Source organism: Streptomyces parvulus, from assembly GCF_014648855.1.
GTDB classification, from domain to species: Bacteria; Actinomycetota; Actinomycetes; order Streptomycetales; family Streptomycetaceae; genus Streptomyces; species Streptomyces parvulus.
Genome location: NZ_BMRX01000006.1, coordinates 252147 through 266461 on the forward strand (window position 1 = coordinate 252147; position 14315 = coordinate 266461).

Consider the following 14315-nt stretch of genomic DNA (forward strand, 5'->3'; position numbering starts at 1 on the left):
CGGCGATTCACAGGTTGCCCAGACACGACGGGGGAGCTTAAATGCGTCACTTTGGACAGATTGCCCCTGAAGTGCGGAAGCGTCTCTTCCACCAGGAGCCCTGCTCCTTCACGGCCGACTCCCCGGCCCGGCTGCTCTCCGCCGCCCTGGGTGCCACCCTCTACAGCCCGGCCACCCGGCCCGGCCTCGCCGAGGACATCCTCAAGCAGGGCGCGCGCGGGGTGGTGTCGATGGTGCTCTGCCTGGAGGACTCCATCGACGACGCCGACGTACCGGCGGGCGAGGCCAATCTCGTCCGTCAGCTCGACGATCTGGCGAAACGTTCCGACGCCGACGTCCCCCTCCTGTTCGTCCGGGTCCGCGCCCCCGAGCAGGTGCCCGACCTGGTACGGCGCCTCGGTCCGGCCGTGCGGCTGCTCTCCGGGTTCGTGCTGCCGAAGTTCACCGAGGAGCGCGGCATCCCGTTCCTGGAGGCGCTCTCCGCCGCCGAGGCCGCCAGTGGCCGCCGGCTCTTCGCCATGCCGGTCCTGGAGTCCCCCGACCTGCTGTACCGGGAGTCCAGGGTGCAGACCCTGGAGGGCATCTTCCGCGCCGTCGACAAGTACCGCGACCGCGTGCTCGCCCTGCGGCTCGGCGTGACCGACTTCTGCTCCTCCTACGGGCTGCGCCGCGGCCCCGACATGACCGCCTACGACGTCCAGATCGTCGCCTCCGTGATCGCCGACGTCGTGAACATGCTCGCCCGCGCCGACGGCACCGGCTTCACCGTGACGGGACCGGTCTGGGAGTACTTCCGCGTACCGGAGCGGATGTTCAAGCCGCAGCTGCGCCAGAGCCCCTTCCTGGAGGGCCAGGCCGTGGGACTGCGGCAGAAGCTGATCGAGCACTCCATGGACGGCCTGCTGCGGGAGATCTCCCTGGACCGCGCCAACGGCCTGCTGGGCAAGACCTGCATCCACCCCTCGCACGTGCTCCCCGTCCACGCGCTGTCCGTGGTCAGCCACGAGGAGTTCAGCGACGCCCAGGACATCCTGCGGCCGGAACGCGGCGGCGGGGGTGTGCTGAGGTCGGCGTACACGAACAAGATGAACGAGGTGAAGCCCCACCGCGCCTGGGCCGAGCGGACCCTGCTGCGCGCCGAGGTCTTCGGGGTGGCCAACGAGGACGTCGGCTTCGTGGAACTGCTCGCCGCCGGACTGTCCGACTGACCCGACGACCTGAACGCAACAACCTGAACGCAACGACCGATGAACGACGTGACGGCGCGGGCCGGAACGGAAACGGGAGGCACGACCACATGACCGAGAGGGCGCGCGCCGAGGGGCGCGCCGGAGTCTGGTCCGGCAGCTGGGTCGCCGAGCGGCTGGGCGTCGAACTGGCCGGTGACGACGGGCTGACCGGCCTGCTGGGCCTCGCCCTGCGCCGCAACCCCAAACGGGCGCACCTGCTCGTCTCCAACGTGCTCGGCAAGCACGTCCCGCAGTCGCCCTCCGTCGTCCACGGCCACGGCGTCGCCCTCGGCCGCCGCGTGCGCGACCTGCTCGGCGCCGAAACGGCCGGCCGCGCGGTCGTCCTCGGCTACGCGGAGACCGCCACCGGACTCGGCCACTCCGTCGCCGACGGCCTCGGCGCCGCGCCCTACCTGCACTCCACGCGCCGCCCGGTCGCCGGCGTCGGCCCGGCGGGCGGCTTCGAGGAGTCCCACTCGCACGCCACCTCCCACCTCCTGCTGCCCGAGGACCCCGCGCTGCTGGCCGGGGACGGGCCGCTGGTCCTCGTCGACGACGAGTTCTCCACCGGCAACACGGTGCTCAACACCGTCCGCGCCCTGCACGAGCGCTACCCGCGCAAGCGGTACGTGGTGGTCGCCCTGGTCGACATGCGCTCACCCGCGGACGCCGGACGCCTGGCGGACTTCGCCCGGGAGATCGGCGCCCGCGTCGACCTGGTGACGGCCGCCTCCGGCACGGTGCGGCTGCCGCCGGGCGTGCTGGAGAAGGGGCGGGAGCTGGTCGCCCGGTACGAGGGCGAGCGGCCCCCCGGGGACGCGGGCTCCGGCGGCGGGGGAGCGGCCGGCCGGGTCGCCCGCGTCGAACTGGGCTGGCCCGGCGGTGTTCCCGACGGCGGGCGGCACGGGTTCACGGCCGCCCACCGGGACCGGCTGGAGGACGCGCTGCCCGGCATGGCCGCGCGGATCGCCGGCGCCCTGCCGGCCGGTGCCCGGCGCGTGCTCGTCCTCGGCTTCGAGGAACTGATGTACGCGCCCCTCCGCCTGGCCGAAGCGCTGGAGCGGACCACCGGCGCCGAGGTGCGCTACTCGACCACCACCCGCTCTCCCGTCCTCGCCGTCGACGACCCCGGCTACGCGATACGCACCCGCCTGGTCTTCCCGGCCCACGACGACCCGTCCGACGGCCCCGGCGAGCGCTACGCCTACAACGTCGCCGGCGCCGGCTTCGACGCCGTCGTCGCGGTCGTCGACTCGGCCGCCGACACCCCCGCCCTGCACGCGGGCGACGGTCTGCTGGCCCGGCTCGCCGCGCATGTGCCGCACGTCCTGCTCGCGGTCGTCCCGTCGTACGTCCCGCGCACCCCGCACGCCCCCGAAAGGCCCTCCATGCTGCCCGAGCCCCTGCGCGGCCCCGACTTCTCCTCGTACGCGTCCGACGAGGTCGGCTGGCTGCTCCAGGACCTCTCGGAGGTGACGCTGGAGGCGCCGACCGAGGAGCGCGAGGAGGCCATCCAGAGCGGCGGCGCGCACTACGCGGAGTCGCTGCCCGTCGAGTACCAGCCCAGCGAGCAGTACCAGGAGCTGTTCCACGCCGCCCTGGACGCGTCCGCCGCCCGGCTGGCGCGCGCCGTCGGCGCCGTCACCGAGATCGTGCTCGCCGAGCGGTCGCCCCGCCCCGTGCTGGTCTCCCTCGCCCGCGCGGGCACCCCCGTGGGCATCCTCATGCGCCGCTGGGCGCGCCACCGCCACGGCCTCGACCTGCCGCACTACGCGGTGTCGATCGTCCGGGGCCGCGGCATCGACGCCAACGCGCTGCGCTGGCTGGCCGCCCACCACGACCCGGCCGACGTGGTCTTCGTCGACGGCTGGACCGGCAAGGGCGCCATCACCCGCGAACTCGCCGCCGCCCTGCGCGACTTCGAGGCCACCGACGGCGTCACCGGCTTCGACCCGGAGATCGCCGTGCTGGCCGACCCCGGTTCCTGCGTGCGCACCTACGGCACCCGCGACGACTTCCTCATCCCCTCCGCCTGCCTCAACTCCACGGTCTCCGGGCTGATCTCCCGCACCGTCCTGCGCGCCGACCTGGTGGGCCCGCACGACTTCCACGGCGCGAAGTTCTACCGCGACCTCGCCGGCGCCGACCTGTCACCCGCCTTCCTAGACGCCGTCTCGGACCACTACCCGGACGTCGTGGACGAGGTCCACGCCCAGGCCAAGGAGCTGCTCGCCGCCGACCGCACGCCCACCTGGGAGGGCTGGGCCGCCGTCGAGCGGATCAGCGCGGAGTACGGCATCGACGACGTGAACCTCGTCAAGCCCGGCGTCGGCGAGACCACCCGCGTGATGCTGCGCCGGGTGCCGTGGAAGGTGCTCGCCCGGGCCGGTGCCGGCGCGGACCTGGACCACGTGCGCCTGCTCGCCGAGCAGCGGGGCGTGCCCGTCGAGGAGGTCGAGGGCCTGCCGTACACCTGCGTGGGCCTGATCCACCCCCAGTACACCCGCGGCGCGACCGGCGCCGACGGCAGGGCGGTGGCGCTCTGATGTCCGTGCTCGTCGCCAGCGACCTCGACCGCACGCTGATCTACTCCGCGGCGGCCCTCGGGCTGACCATGCCCGACCTGCGCGCGCCCCGGCTGCTGTGCGTGGAGGTCTACGAGAGCAAGCCCCTCTCCTACATGACCGAGACCGCCGCCCGGCTGCTGGCCGACCTCGGCGACTCGGCGGTCTTCGTCCCGACCACCACCCGCACCCGCAAGCAGTACCAGCGCATCAACCTCCCCGGCCCCGCGTCGAAGTACGCGATCTGCGCCAACGGCGGCCATCTGCTGGTGGACGGCGTCTCCGACCCGGACTGGCACGCCCGGGTGACGGCCAGGCTCGCCGACGAGTGCGCCTCGCTGGCCGAGGTCCGCGACCACCTGATGAACACCGCCGACCCGCTGTGGGTGCGCAAGCACCGGGTCGCCGAGGACCTCTTCGCCTACCTCGTCGTCGAGCGCGACCTGCTCCCCGAGGAGTGGGTGAAGGAACTCGCCGTCTGGGCCGAGAACCGCGGCTGGACCGTGTCCCTCCAGGGCCGCAAGATCTACGCCGTCCCCAAGCCGCTGACCAAGAGCGCCGCCGTCCGCGAGGTGGCCCGCCGCACCGGCGCCGAACTCAGCCTCGCCGCCGGGGACTCGCTGCTCGACGCCGACCTGCTGCTCGCCGCCGACCGCGGCTGGCGGCCCGGCCACGGCGAGCTGGCCGACGCCGACTGGACCGCTCCGGCGATCAGCGCCTTGCCCGAGCGCGGTGTCCTGGCCGGGGAGCGGATTCTCCGGGAGTTCCTCCGTGCGGCGGGTCCGGCTCACTGACGTCGTCGTCCGCCTCCGTGTCCGTGTCCCCGGCATCGTCCCCGGTGCCGCGGTCACGGCGGCGCTGCCCGCCTCCGGGCCGCAGCAGCCGCACGGCGACGAAGACCACCAGCGCCAGGGCGGCGACCGCGAGGATCACCTTCGAGTACGTCGAGGCGATGCCGGAGACCTGGGACCAGTTGTCGCCCAGCGCGTAGCCGGCGAGGACGAACACGGTGTTCCAGATGGCGCTGCCCAGCGTGGTCAGGGCCAGGAAGACGGGCAGCCGCATCCGTTCGACGCCCGCCGGTACCGAGATCAGGCTGCGGAAGATGGGGATCATCCGGCCGAAGAAGACCGCCTTGGTCCCGTGCTTGAGGAACCACGCCTCGGTCTTCTCGATGTCGGAGACCTTCACCAGCGGCAGTTTGCCCGCGATCGCCACCGTGCGGTCGCGGCCGAGCAGCGCCCCGATCCCGTACAGCGCGAGGGCGCCGATCACCGAGCCGGCCGTCGTCCACAGCAGGACCGCGATCAGGTTCATCCGGCCGGAACTCGCCGCGAACCCGGCGAGCGGCAGGATCACCTCGCTCGGCAGGGGAGGGAAGAGGTTCTCCAGAGCGATGGCGAGCCCCGCGCCCGGTGCGCCGAGCGCGTCCATGAGGTCGTTGATCCACTGCGGGGCACCGCTGTCGGCGGCCGCCTGCGCTGCGATGGCTGTCATGACGACCACGCTAGGAAACCGCGGCTGAAGAGAGCCTGAGGAAGGCGGCCGGGCCGGGCGGGACGGGCCGGCGGGCGCGCCGTCCCGGGGATGCGCGGCTGGCAGGTGCACGGCATGGGTGACCCCGGTCCCTTCCCTCCGCGCGGCGCGGAGTCCTCGGCGGCCGGGTTCCTCGTCGTACGGGAGTTATGCCGGTGCCGGGGTTCCCGGGACCGGGCGGCCCCCCGGGGACGCGGGCTCAGCCGCAGCAGCCCCCGCCGCAGCAACCGCCGCCACCGCCGCCCGGCGAGGGCGCGGGGCCGGACGCGCCGGCGGAGCCGCCGACCGAGACCGTCGACAGCAGCTTCACCGTGTCGGCGTGGCCGGCCGGGCAGGCGGCGGGAGCGGAGGACTCGGCCATGGGACGGCTCAGTTCGAAGGTGTCGCCGCAGCTCCGGCAGCGGTACTCGTAGCGAGGCATGCGCACAGGTTAGCCGGACGGGTACGCCGCCGGACCCGGTGGCGGAGAACCGGCCGCGGGGTGGGCCGGGCGGTCAGTGACCGGCGCCGCGCTCCTCGCGGATGTGGGAGACCACCCGGCCGACCGACTCCCGCACGGATTCCGTCTCCGTCAGGAAGTGCCAGTAGTCGGGGTGCCGGCCCTCCAGCGTGGTGATCGCCCGTTCCAGCCGGGCCACGGCCTCGTCGAGGGGGCGGGCGTGCGCCGGGTCGGGGGTGTTGCGGCCCGCCATGGCGAGGCGCTGGGCGTCGCGGATGGCGAAGCGGGTGCGCTCGATCTCCTGCTGCGGGTCCTTCTGCACGGCGTTGAGCCGCCGCAGCCGGTCGCCGGCCGCCGAGACGGCCTCGTCGGTGGTGTTCAGCAGCGCCCGCACGGTCGACAGCAGGGCGGTGGCGTCGGGCCAGCGCTGCTCCTCGCGGGCGGACTGCGCCTCGGTGAGCTTCCGCTCGGCCTGCCGGACCGATTCGGCGGCCTGCTCCGGCACGTGCTGGAGGTCCTGCCAGCAGGCGGCGGTGAAGCGGCGTCGCAGCTCGCTCAGCACCGGCTCGACCTGCTCGGTGCGGGTGGTCAGCGCCTGGGCGCGGGTACGCAGCGAGACCAGCCGGTGGCTGATCTCGTCCGCGCGCTCGGGCAGCCGCTCCGCCTCGGCGCGGACCGCCTCGGCCTCCCGGATCACCCGCTCGGCCCGCTCCAGGGTCTGCGGTACGCCGTGCTGGCCCGCGCCCTGATTGAGCCGGGTCAGCTCGGGGCCGAGGGTGGCGAGACGGGCGGCGAGGTCGTCGGCCCGCAGGCCGGAGCCCCGGGCGGAGTCCAGGGCGTTGGAGGCGGCGAGCAGGGCCTGCCGGGCGCGTTCGACGGCCGGGGCGAGCCGGGCGAGCTGGGTCTCGGCCTTGCCGAGCAGGGGGCCGAGGCCCTCGGCGAAGCGGTCCAGCTCCTGCTTGACCCGGTCCAGCTCCTCCTTGGCCGCCGTCAGTTCGCCGCGGGCCCGGGAGGCGGCCGACGCCTCCAGGTCGTCCCGGTCCAGGTCGTGGGCGTCGACCGCGCCGATGTACTGGTGGCTGGCCTCGTCGATGCGCCGCCCCAGCGCCTCGAAGTCGGTGACCGCGCGCCGGGCGGCGGGGGAGGAGTCGACGGCCGCGATGGTCTCTATCGAGATCCGCAGGTCCCGCTGGGCGGTGTCCAGCTCGTAGAAGGCGGCCGCCGCGTCGTCCTTCGCGGCCTGGGCCTCCGCCCGCTGGTTCTCCGCGCGGCCGCCGAACCAGCGGCGGGTGCCGCCGCCGGTGAACGCGGCGGGCAGCGCGAGTGCGGCGAGGACCGGCAGGCCCATGAGGACGAGCGTGTCGCGCACCGCCGCGGGCGGGCGGCGGCGGGAGCGGTGCGGCGGGCGCGACGCGCGCGCCACCATCGGCGAGTACGGCTGCGATGGTGTCGCCGTCACATCCCTCTCCCGTGTCGTCCGTCCTGCCCGGGTCCATTCTCCCACCCGTAGAGGACGAACACACGGGCCGGTCAGTTCGCGGTTCGGACCGTGATTTCGCCGTCGTCGGTTCTGGCGTTCACCACGTGCCCGCTCCGGTCGTCGCGCGGCACGGACACGTCGACGCCGCCGTCGCCGGTCTTCGTCGACACCTTGTACGTCCCCGCGGGCAGGGTGACCGACACGGAGCCGTCGCCGCTGCGGGAGTCCACCAGGTCCGGGACGGCGCCGAGTTCCAGGCGGACCGAGCCGTCCTCGGTCCGCGCGCTCACCCGGCGGGAGGAGACCTCGGCGCGGACGGATCCGTCGCCGGTGCGCAGTTCCAGCGGCCCGGACGTGTCGGTGACGTGCACGGATCCGTCGGCGGTACGGATGTCCAGGGCGTCCCGGAACCCCCGGGCCCGGACGCTGCCGTCCCCGTCCTCGACCTTGACGGCGACGCCCCGGGGCACCTCGACGCGGTGCCTGGCCTCGCAGTCGGCGATGACGCCGGAGCAGTGCATGCGCAGCTTCAGCCGGTCGCCGTCCATGCTCCAGGTGACCTCGGGGTCCGAGCCGACGGCGACCGAGCCGGAGAACCAGCGGGTGACCTCGATCTTCCCGGACGCGTGCTCGTCCGAGGCGACGATCTCGAGGGCGGAGTCGTCGGAGTCGACGGTCAGGGTGTTGCCCGGCAGGCCGAAGGACCGGTGCTCGGGCTCCTTGTCGTCCGAGGCGGAGGCGCAGGCGCTGAGGCCCGCGAGGAGGACGGCGACGGCACCGGCGGCGGCGAACGCACGGGCGGGAACGGTACGGGCGGGCATGGCGGTCTCCCCCTGGGACGGACGGCGAGGTGCCGCGCCGGGGGCCCTTCCGCGGGTGCGGGCGGCCGGTGCCGGCGAGGCTCTTCGACCGTACGGAGCACCGGCTCCGGGAGGGATCCGGGCCACTACCGGATCCGGGGTGGGGTTAACCCCCGGCCCGGCCGCGAGGGCCGCTCGCCGGGGCCGGGGAGCGGCGGCCGCACGTTTGCCGGGCAGTGCTCGGGGCCATGTAGGCTGTCGACTCGTCCCGGGTGCGTAGCTCAGGGGTAGAGCGCCTGCCTTACAAGCAGGATGTCGGCGGTTCGAAACCGTCCGCGCCCACCAGGACCGGCGTCGTCGCCGGTGAAGAGGCCCCCGGAGATCGTCCGGGGGCCTCTCGCGTGCGCCCGCCGGTGATCTCCCTAGGATGAGGCTGGTGAGCAGCCCCGAGCAGCACGTCCGGCGACCGCCCGTGAGGTGGCGGCGGGCCGTGTGCGTGCTCGGACTGCTGGCCGGGCTGCTCGGCATGCACGGGCTGGCGCCCGGCGGGGGCCTGCCGGAGCACTCCGCCCGGCACTCCCTCCCGAGCCCGGCGCACCGGGCCGGGGCCGCGCACGCCGGATGCGGTGAGGACGGCGGCGCCTGCGGCGGCGGACACCTGCGGCACGCCGACTCGGTGTGCGCGTCCGGCGCGGTGGGACAGGCTCCCGTGCTGCCCGGGCTGGTGCCCGACCCCGTGCCCGCCGCCCCGTGCGCCGGTGCCGCGCCCGCGTACGCGGCCGGGGCGCCGGACGGTGCGCGGGCGCCGCCCTCCCTGGCCGAACTCCAACTCCTGCGGATATAGGCACCGCCTTCCCGGACCGCGCCATCCCGGCGCGGCGCGGACCACTGGCATGCCCATCCCCCTTTCACGCAGCAGGAGTTCACGCATGACCCGCATGACCCGCACCAGTCGCACCAGTCGCATCAGCCGCATCAGTCGCGTCACCGTGCCGGTGGTGGTGACGGCCGTCGCCGCGGTCGCCCTCGCCGCCTGCGGAAGCGGCGGTGACGCCGGCCACGAGGGACCGCACGGCGCGGCTTCCGCCTCCGCCACCGACCCCGGGAGCCCGGCGGACAAGGGGGCCGGCGAGCGGGCGCACAACGCCCAGGACGTCGCCTTCGCGCAGGGCATGATCCCGCACCACCGGCAGGCGCTGGAGATGGCCCGGCTGGCGCCCGGCCGGTCGGCGTCGGCCCGGGTCGCGGACCTCGCGGCACGCATCGAGAAGGCGCAGGACCCCGAGATCACGACCATGACGGGCTGGCTGAAGGCCTGGGGCGAGAAGGTGCCGGAGCCGACGGCGTCGATGCCCGGCATGGATCACTCGGCCCATTCCGGCATGCCCGGGATGATGGGCGCGCAGGACATGGCGAAGCTGGAGAAGGCGTCGGGGCGGGCCTTCGACACCATGTTCCTGACCATGATGGTCGAGCACCACGAGGGCGCGGTCGAGATGGCCGGGACGGAGCAGGCCGAGGGCAGCTACGCCCCCGCCAAGGCACTCGCGGGCGACATCGTCACGGCGCAGCGGGCCGAGATCACCGAGATGAAGAGGCTCCTCGGCAGCGACTGAGCGTCCGCACGGCTCCCGTCCGGGCGGCGTCTCTCAGGCGTCCCCGGGCGGGGGGTCGGGCAGGCCGGTGTCGTGGGCGTGTTTCAGCTCCGAGCGCGCGTTCACCTGGTCGGGGCCGGTTATCTCCGACCAGTAGCGGTGGGTGCTGACGAAGACGGCCAGCTCGCGCTCGCGCCGGCGGAGCTTCTCGACCTCGGCCTGCTCGTCCTCCGACCAGCCGGGCGAGGCGGGGCGCTCGATCTTGCGCCAGCCGGTGTCGTCGCTGAAGCCGTCCAGGGGCTCCACGGACCAGGGGAGCCTCTTCAACAGGGCCGTCAGCTCGGCCCGGACCTGATGCAGTTCCTCCTGACCGGCGAGGAGGTCACTGGGGAAATCATAGGTCGTTGCCACGCGCTCAATGATACGCCTGTTCGATTTTGAGGCGCGCGTTCCCTTCGGTGGTTCACGCGAAAGGGTGGCCGGATTGTCAGACCCCTGTCCTACCGTGAGAGACATGGACGGCGTGGACGAACGGGCGGGGCGGCGGGACGCGGAGCGGGTGCGCCTGGTGCCGTGGGCGGAGTCGGACCTGTGGCTGCTGCGCAGGACCAACAGCGCGGAGATGACGGCCCACCTCGGCGGTCCGGAGACCGAGGAGCGGCTGGCGGCCCGCCACCGGCGGTACCTCGGGCTGCCGGCGGGGCGGATGTACCGGGTCGCGTCGTGGGACGGCGCGGACACCTTCGGCTCGATCGGCTTCTGGCGGCGGACCTGGCGGGACGCGGAGGTCTGGGAGGCCGGGTGGGCGGTGCTGCCGGAGTTCCAGGGGCGGGGCATCGCGGTCCGGGCGGCCGGCGCGGTGATCGACGCGGCCCGCGCCGAGGGCACGCTCCGGTATCTGCACGCGTTCCCCTCCGTCGACCACCCCGCGTCCAACGCGGTCTGCCGCGGAGCCGGGTTCACCCTGCTCGGGGAGGCCGACTTCGAGTACCCGAAGGGCCACTGGATCAGGTCGAACGACTGGCGGGTGGACCTGGAGAGAGGAGACTGACGCCATGTGCCGCAGCATCAAGACCCTGCGTCCGCCCGCGATGCCCGAGGAGGCCACGGAGGACGAGATGAGGGCCGCCGCCCTCCAGTACGTGCGCAAGGTGTCCGGCTTCCGCGCGCCCGCCGCGCACAATCAGGAGGTCTTCGACCGGGCCGTGGAGGCCGTCACCCGCGCCACGGCCGACCTGCTGGAAGGCCTGGAGATCCGGGGCGGCACCCGCCGGGCCTCCTGACCCGCGCCCGCCCCGGGCTCAGGCCACTCGCGCCCTCCCCGGGCTCAGGCCACTCGCGCCCGCGCCAGGGGCCAAAACACCCGCGCCCGCGCCCGGGGCCAGGACACCCGCGCCCGGAGCCAGGGCACTCGCGCCCACTCGGGGCCTACGACGCCTCCGAGGGGCGGGCCGGGCGGCGCACCAGGTAGGCCGCGCCCGCGCCCGCGCCGAACAGGGCCACGACGGAGACGCCCGCCGCCAGCCAGCTCGCGCCGAGCCACTGCCCGCCGAAGTAGCCGAGCGCGACGCTGTACGCGGCCCAGGCCAGCCCTGCCAGGGCCGACCAGGGCAGGAACTCGCGGACGCGGCGGTGCGCCGTACCGGCGACGAGCGAGACGACCGAGCGGCCCGCCGGGGCGAACCGGGCCAGGACGACGAGGGCGCCGCCGCCCCGGGCGAGGGCGCCGCCGAGACGTTCCTGCGCGGTGCTCAGCCGGCGGGAGCGGGCGATGGCCCGGTCCAGGCGCGGCCCCCCGCGCCAGGCGAGGCGGTAGACCGCCAGATCGCCGAGGACGGAGGCGGTCGCCGCGCACAGGGTCAGGACGAGGATGTCGGGCACGTCCTCCGGCCCCCGCCCCGCGGCCGCCGCGCCGGAACCCGCGGCCGCCGCCGTCGCCGCGGTGATCACCAGGACCCCGCTCGGCAGCACCGGCAGGAAGATGTCGAGGAGCACCGACACGGCCACCAGCGCGTAGATCCACGGGCTGCTGACCAGCGAACCGATACTTCCCAGACTCTCGACCACCACGACTCCCCGTTCGCTCCCCCGTGGGCCGGACCATGCCGCGGGACGCGGGGGCGACGGAGCGGCCAGTGACAGCCATACAGCGTACGCCCGGGGTGTGACAGAGGGTTCACAGGGGGCTCGTGTGTTCGGCACGGGACGTTCACCTCGAAGGGGACGTCCACCTTCCGATCCGGGCGGCCGCCCTCGGTCCGCCGCCCGGCCGGGGCGTCGCGCCGGGCGTCAGGCCGCGACCGGCGTCTGCCGCTCCGCGGCCGTCTCCTCCCGCTCCGTGGTGCGCCGGGCGAGGAGCCGGTCCAGGCCGAAGGCGCCGGAGCCGGTGAAGACGAGCAGCAGGAAGGCCCAGCAGAACATGGCGGACGCCTCGCCGCCGTTCTCCATCGGCCACAGGGCGCCGGGCTGGTGCACCTTGAAGTACGCGTAGGCCATCGAGCCCGAGGACACGAGCGCGGCGGCGCGGGTGCCGAGCCCGAGCAGCACGAGTACTCCGCCCGCCAGCTGGATCACCGCCGCGTACCAGCCGGGCCAGGTGCCCGCGTCGATCGTGCCGCCCGAGCCCGAGGCGCCGCCGAGGACGCCGAAGAGCGAGGCGGCCCCGTGGCAGGCGAAGAGGAGGCCGACGACTATGCGGAAGAGGCCGAGGGCGTAAGGCTGGGCGCTGTCGAGGCGTCCGGACATGAGGGGGTGCTCCTTCGGTCGGGTCGGCCGGGTGGGGCCGGTGGGGGACGGAACCGAGTGAGGTGCCCACGTTAGGTGGACCTAACTAATGCTTGCAAGTTCAACATTTGGCCACGGCGTGACATGGGATCACGCCGAGACTTCATCTGCCCATACAGGTGGGAGCGCTCCCACAATAGGGCCGAAGCCCTTGAGCGTGACTCGATTCATGCCCGGCGGGCTACGCCAGGTCCCGCTCCATCGCCGTCCGCAGGATGAGGCCCCCGCCGCGGTCCGTCCGCGTCTGCTCCAGGCGCAGCCGGGCCGACCGGCCCCGCAGGGTCAGCGTCATGAGCTGGTTGCCGAACCACGGCCCGCCGGTCTTCCGCCAGCTCACCGCGGCCGGCGCGCACCGTCCGTGCCGGGCGACGCGCCGCCCGAGGGCGCGGGCCAGGGCGCTCCAGCCGAAGCGGAACCCGAGCCGGATCGAGAGCGGCACGGAGTTGTGCACGGGGGAGCAGGTCAGCTGGGCCACGTGGGCGTCGGGCGTGCGGCCGCCCGCCCAGGACGGTTCGGCGACGTAGGCGTGGTGGACGTCGCCCGAGAGCACGCTGATCGTCGCGGGCGCCCCCGGACCCGTACCGGCCTCGGCGATCAGGCCGGCGAGGGCGTCGAAGGAGGCCGGGAAGGCGGCCCAGTGCTCCAGGTCCGCCCCGCGCCGGATCCGCTCGCCGCGCCGCGCCCATTTCTCGCCGCGCTCGCCGGCGCACATCGCGGCGTTCCAGGCCTCCGCGTCGTGCACCAGGTGGGGCAGCAGCCAGGGCAGGGAGGTGCCGATCAGCAGGTGGTCGTAGGAGTCCCGCCCGTCCAGGACCTGTTCGCGCAGCCAGGCCTCCTCGCCCGGGTCGAGCATCGCGCGGCGGTCCTCCTCCAGGACGCGGGCCGCGCGGGAGTCCACCATGACCAGCCGGGTGCGGCCGAAGTCGCGCCGGTAGCTCCAGCGGACCGAGGTGGGGTCGGCGTCGGCGCGGGCGGCGAAGGCGCGCACGGCACCGGTGCCGTCGGGGCTCTCGTGGACGGCGGCCCAGAGCGGGTCGGCGGCCAGCTCGTCGGGGGAGAGGTTGCCCAGCTGCTGGTAGACCCAGTAGGACATCAGCCCGCTGAGCAGGCGTTCGTTCCACCAGTCGGTGGCCCGCATGTCGGCGAGCCAGGCGGCGGAGGTGTTCCAGTCGTCGATCACGTCGTGGTCGTCGAAGATCATGCAGCTGGGGACGGTGGACAGCAGCCACCGCACCTCGGGGTCGCGCCAGGACTCGTAGTAGAGGTGGGTGTACTCCTCGTAGTCGGCGACCTGGTCGCCCGGTTCCTCGTTCAGGTCGCGGCGGCCGGCGATCCACTGGCGCGTCGCGTCGGAGGTCTCGTCGGCGTACACCTGGTCGCCGAGGAGCAGCAGCACGTCGGGCCGTTCGCCGCGGGGGTTCGCCGCGATGCGGGCGGCGAGGGTGTCCAGCGCGTCGGGGCCGCCGACCTTGTCCTTGCCGCCGGAGGGCGGTGCGGCCCAGCGGCAGGAGCCGAAGGCGACGCGCAGGCCGTCCTCCTCGGTGGGCGTGCTGATCACGGACGGCGGGAACGGCGAGTCCGGCGGCGGCCACGCCCGCTCGCCGTCGAGGAGCACCTCGTACTCCGTCGACGTGCCGGACGTCAGGCCGTCGACCGTGACCAGGGCGTAGTGGTGGCCCGCGACCTGGAAGGTGCGGGCCGTGCCCCCGGCCCCGTCGGCGCAGCGCACCTCGGCGGTGCGGGGCCGGTCCGTCTCGACCCAGACGGTCGCGCGCGAACCGTCGGTGTACCTCAGCAGTGGCCCCAGGTGGAGTCCGGTCATGGTGATCCCTCCTCCGTCGCACCGTACGGTACGGAACGACGGAGGCCGGTGGGGAGTCTCCGCGGC

At 74.3% G+C, this 14315-nt stretch carries 15 protein-coding genes and 1 tRNA gene; 8 read left to right on the forward strand and 8 right to left on the reverse strand.

Annotation, left to right across the window (positions count from 1 at the left end):
* Window positions 1–41: 41 nt before the first annotated feature.
* The 3 genes from IE108_RS13235 (at window position 42) to IE108_RS13245 (ending at window position 4587) form a co-directional block, all read left to right on the forward strand.
* Entirely contained in the window at window positions 42–1208 is a 1167-nt protein-coding gene (locus IE108_RS13235) for an HpcH/HpaI aldolase/citrate lyase family protein (RefSeq protein WP_161344066.1), read from the forward strand.
* An 89-nt stretch (window positions 1209–1297) separates the two neighbouring features.
* Entirely contained in the window at window positions 1298–3775 is a 2478-nt protein-coding gene (locus tag IE108_RS13240) for a phosphoribosyltransferase (RefSeq protein WP_064727680.1), read from the forward strand.
* Window positions 3775–4587, forward strand: a complete 813-nt coding sequence (locus IE108_RS13245; RefSeq protein WP_064727679.1) for an HAD family hydrolase — start codon at window positions 3775–3777, stop codon at window positions 4585–4587. Before IE108_RS13240 ends, IE108_RS13245 begins: the two co-directional genes overlap by 1 nt.
* Here the strand turns inward: IE108_RS13245 and IE108_RS13250 are convergent.
* The 4 genes from IE108_RS13250 to IE108_RS13265 all read right to left on the reverse strand — a co-directional run bounded on the left by IE108_RS13250 (window position 4505) and on the right by IE108_RS13265 (window position 8069).
* Window positions 4505–5290 carry a DedA family protein gene (locus IE108_RS13250; protein WP_064727678.1) on the reverse strand — a complete coding sequence of 262 codons (786 nt, stop codon included), beginning with the start codon at window positions 5288–5290 and terminating at the stop codon, window positions 4505–4507. The genes IE108_RS13245 and IE108_RS13250 overlap by 83 nt on opposite strands.
* 238 nt (window positions 5291–5528) lie before the next feature.
* On the reverse strand, window positions 5529–5750 hold the full coding sequence (locus IE108_RS13255; protein WP_064727677.1) for an FmdB family zinc ribbon protein: 222 nt from the start codon (window positions 5748–5750) through the stop codon (window positions 5529–5531).
* Window positions 5751–5823: 73 nt separating this feature from the next.
* A complete protein-coding gene (locus IE108_RS13260) occupies window positions 5824–7227 on the reverse strand; it encodes a hypothetical protein (protein WP_064727676.1) in 1404 nt (467 codons plus the stop codon).
* 71 nt (window positions 7228–7298) lie between these two features.
* A complete protein-coding gene (locus IE108_RS13265) occupies window positions 7299–8069 on the reverse strand; it encodes a DUF4097 family beta strand repeat-containing protein (protein WP_064727675.1) in 771 nt (256 codons plus the stop codon).
* Between the two features lie 249 nt (window positions 8070–8318).
* Here IE108_RS13265 and IE108_RS13270 point away from each other — a divergent pair.
* The 3 genes from IE108_RS13270 (at window position 8319) to IE108_RS13280 (ending at window position 9664) form a co-directional block, all read left to right on the forward strand.
* A tRNA-Val gene (locus tag IE108_RS13270) sits at window positions 8319–8393 on the forward strand.
* Between the two features lie 82 nt (window positions 8394–8475).
* A complete protein-coding gene (locus IE108_RS13275; protein WP_189397649.1) occupies window positions 8476–8892 on the forward strand; it encodes a DUF6153 family protein in 417 nt (138 codons plus the stop codon).
* 94 nt (window positions 8893–8986) lie between these two features.
* The gene (locus IE108_RS13280; RefSeq protein ID WP_079163815.1) at window positions 8987–9664 is read left to right on the forward strand and encodes a DUF305 domain-containing protein; all 678 of its coding nucleotides are present in this window, start codon (window positions 8987–8989) and stop codon (window positions 9662–9664) included.
* 33 nt (window positions 9665–9697) lie between these two features.
* Here the strand turns inward: IE108_RS13280 and IE108_RS13285 are convergent, their stop codons facing one another.
* Window positions 9698–10054, reverse strand: a complete 357-nt coding sequence (locus IE108_RS13285; RefSeq protein WP_064727674.1) for a DUF8825 domain-containing protein — start codon at window positions 10052–10054, stop codon at window positions 9698–9700.
* Between the two features lie 103 nt (window positions 10055–10157).
* Between IE108_RS13285 and IE108_RS13290 the strand changes: the two genes are divergently transcribed.
* Window positions 10158–10694 carry a GNAT family N-acetyltransferase gene (locus tag IE108_RS13290; RefSeq protein WP_226483586.1) on the forward strand — a complete coding sequence of 179 codons (537 nt, stop codon included), beginning with the start codon at window positions 10158–10160 and terminating at the stop codon, window positions 10692–10694.
* Window positions 10695–10698: 4 nt separating this feature from the next.
* Window positions 10699–10926, forward strand: coding sequence for a DUF2277 domain-containing protein (locus tag IE108_RS13295; RefSeq protein WP_064727672.1), 228 nt, complete (start codon window positions 10699–10701; stop codon window positions 10924–10926).
* 145 nt (window positions 10927–11071) lie between these two features.
* Here the strand turns inward: IE108_RS13295 and IE108_RS13300 are convergent, their stop codons facing one another.
* The 3 genes from IE108_RS13300 to IE108_RS13310 all read right to left on the reverse strand — a co-directional run bounded on the left by IE108_RS13300 (window position 11072) and on the right by IE108_RS13310 (window position 14249).
* The gene (locus tag IE108_RS13300; RefSeq protein WP_064731727.1) at window positions 11072–11710 is read right to left on the reverse strand and encodes a DedA family protein; all 639 of its coding nucleotides are present in this window, start codon (window positions 11708–11710) and stop codon (window positions 11072–11074) included.
* 222 nt (window positions 11711–11932) lie between these two features.
* The gene (locus IE108_RS13305; protein WP_064727671.1) at window positions 11933–12388 is read right to left on the reverse strand and encodes a DoxX family protein; all 456 of its coding nucleotides are present in this window, start codon (window positions 12386–12388) and stop codon (window positions 11933–11935) included.
* A 220-nt stretch (window positions 12389–12608) separates the two neighbouring features.
* Window positions 12609–14249 (reverse strand): alkaline phosphatase D family protein, encoded by a 1641-nt coding sequence (locus IE108_RS13310; protein WP_064727670.1) that lies wholly within the window; start codon window positions 14247–14249, stop codon window positions 12609–12611.
* Window positions 14250–14315 lie beyond the last annotated feature (66 nt).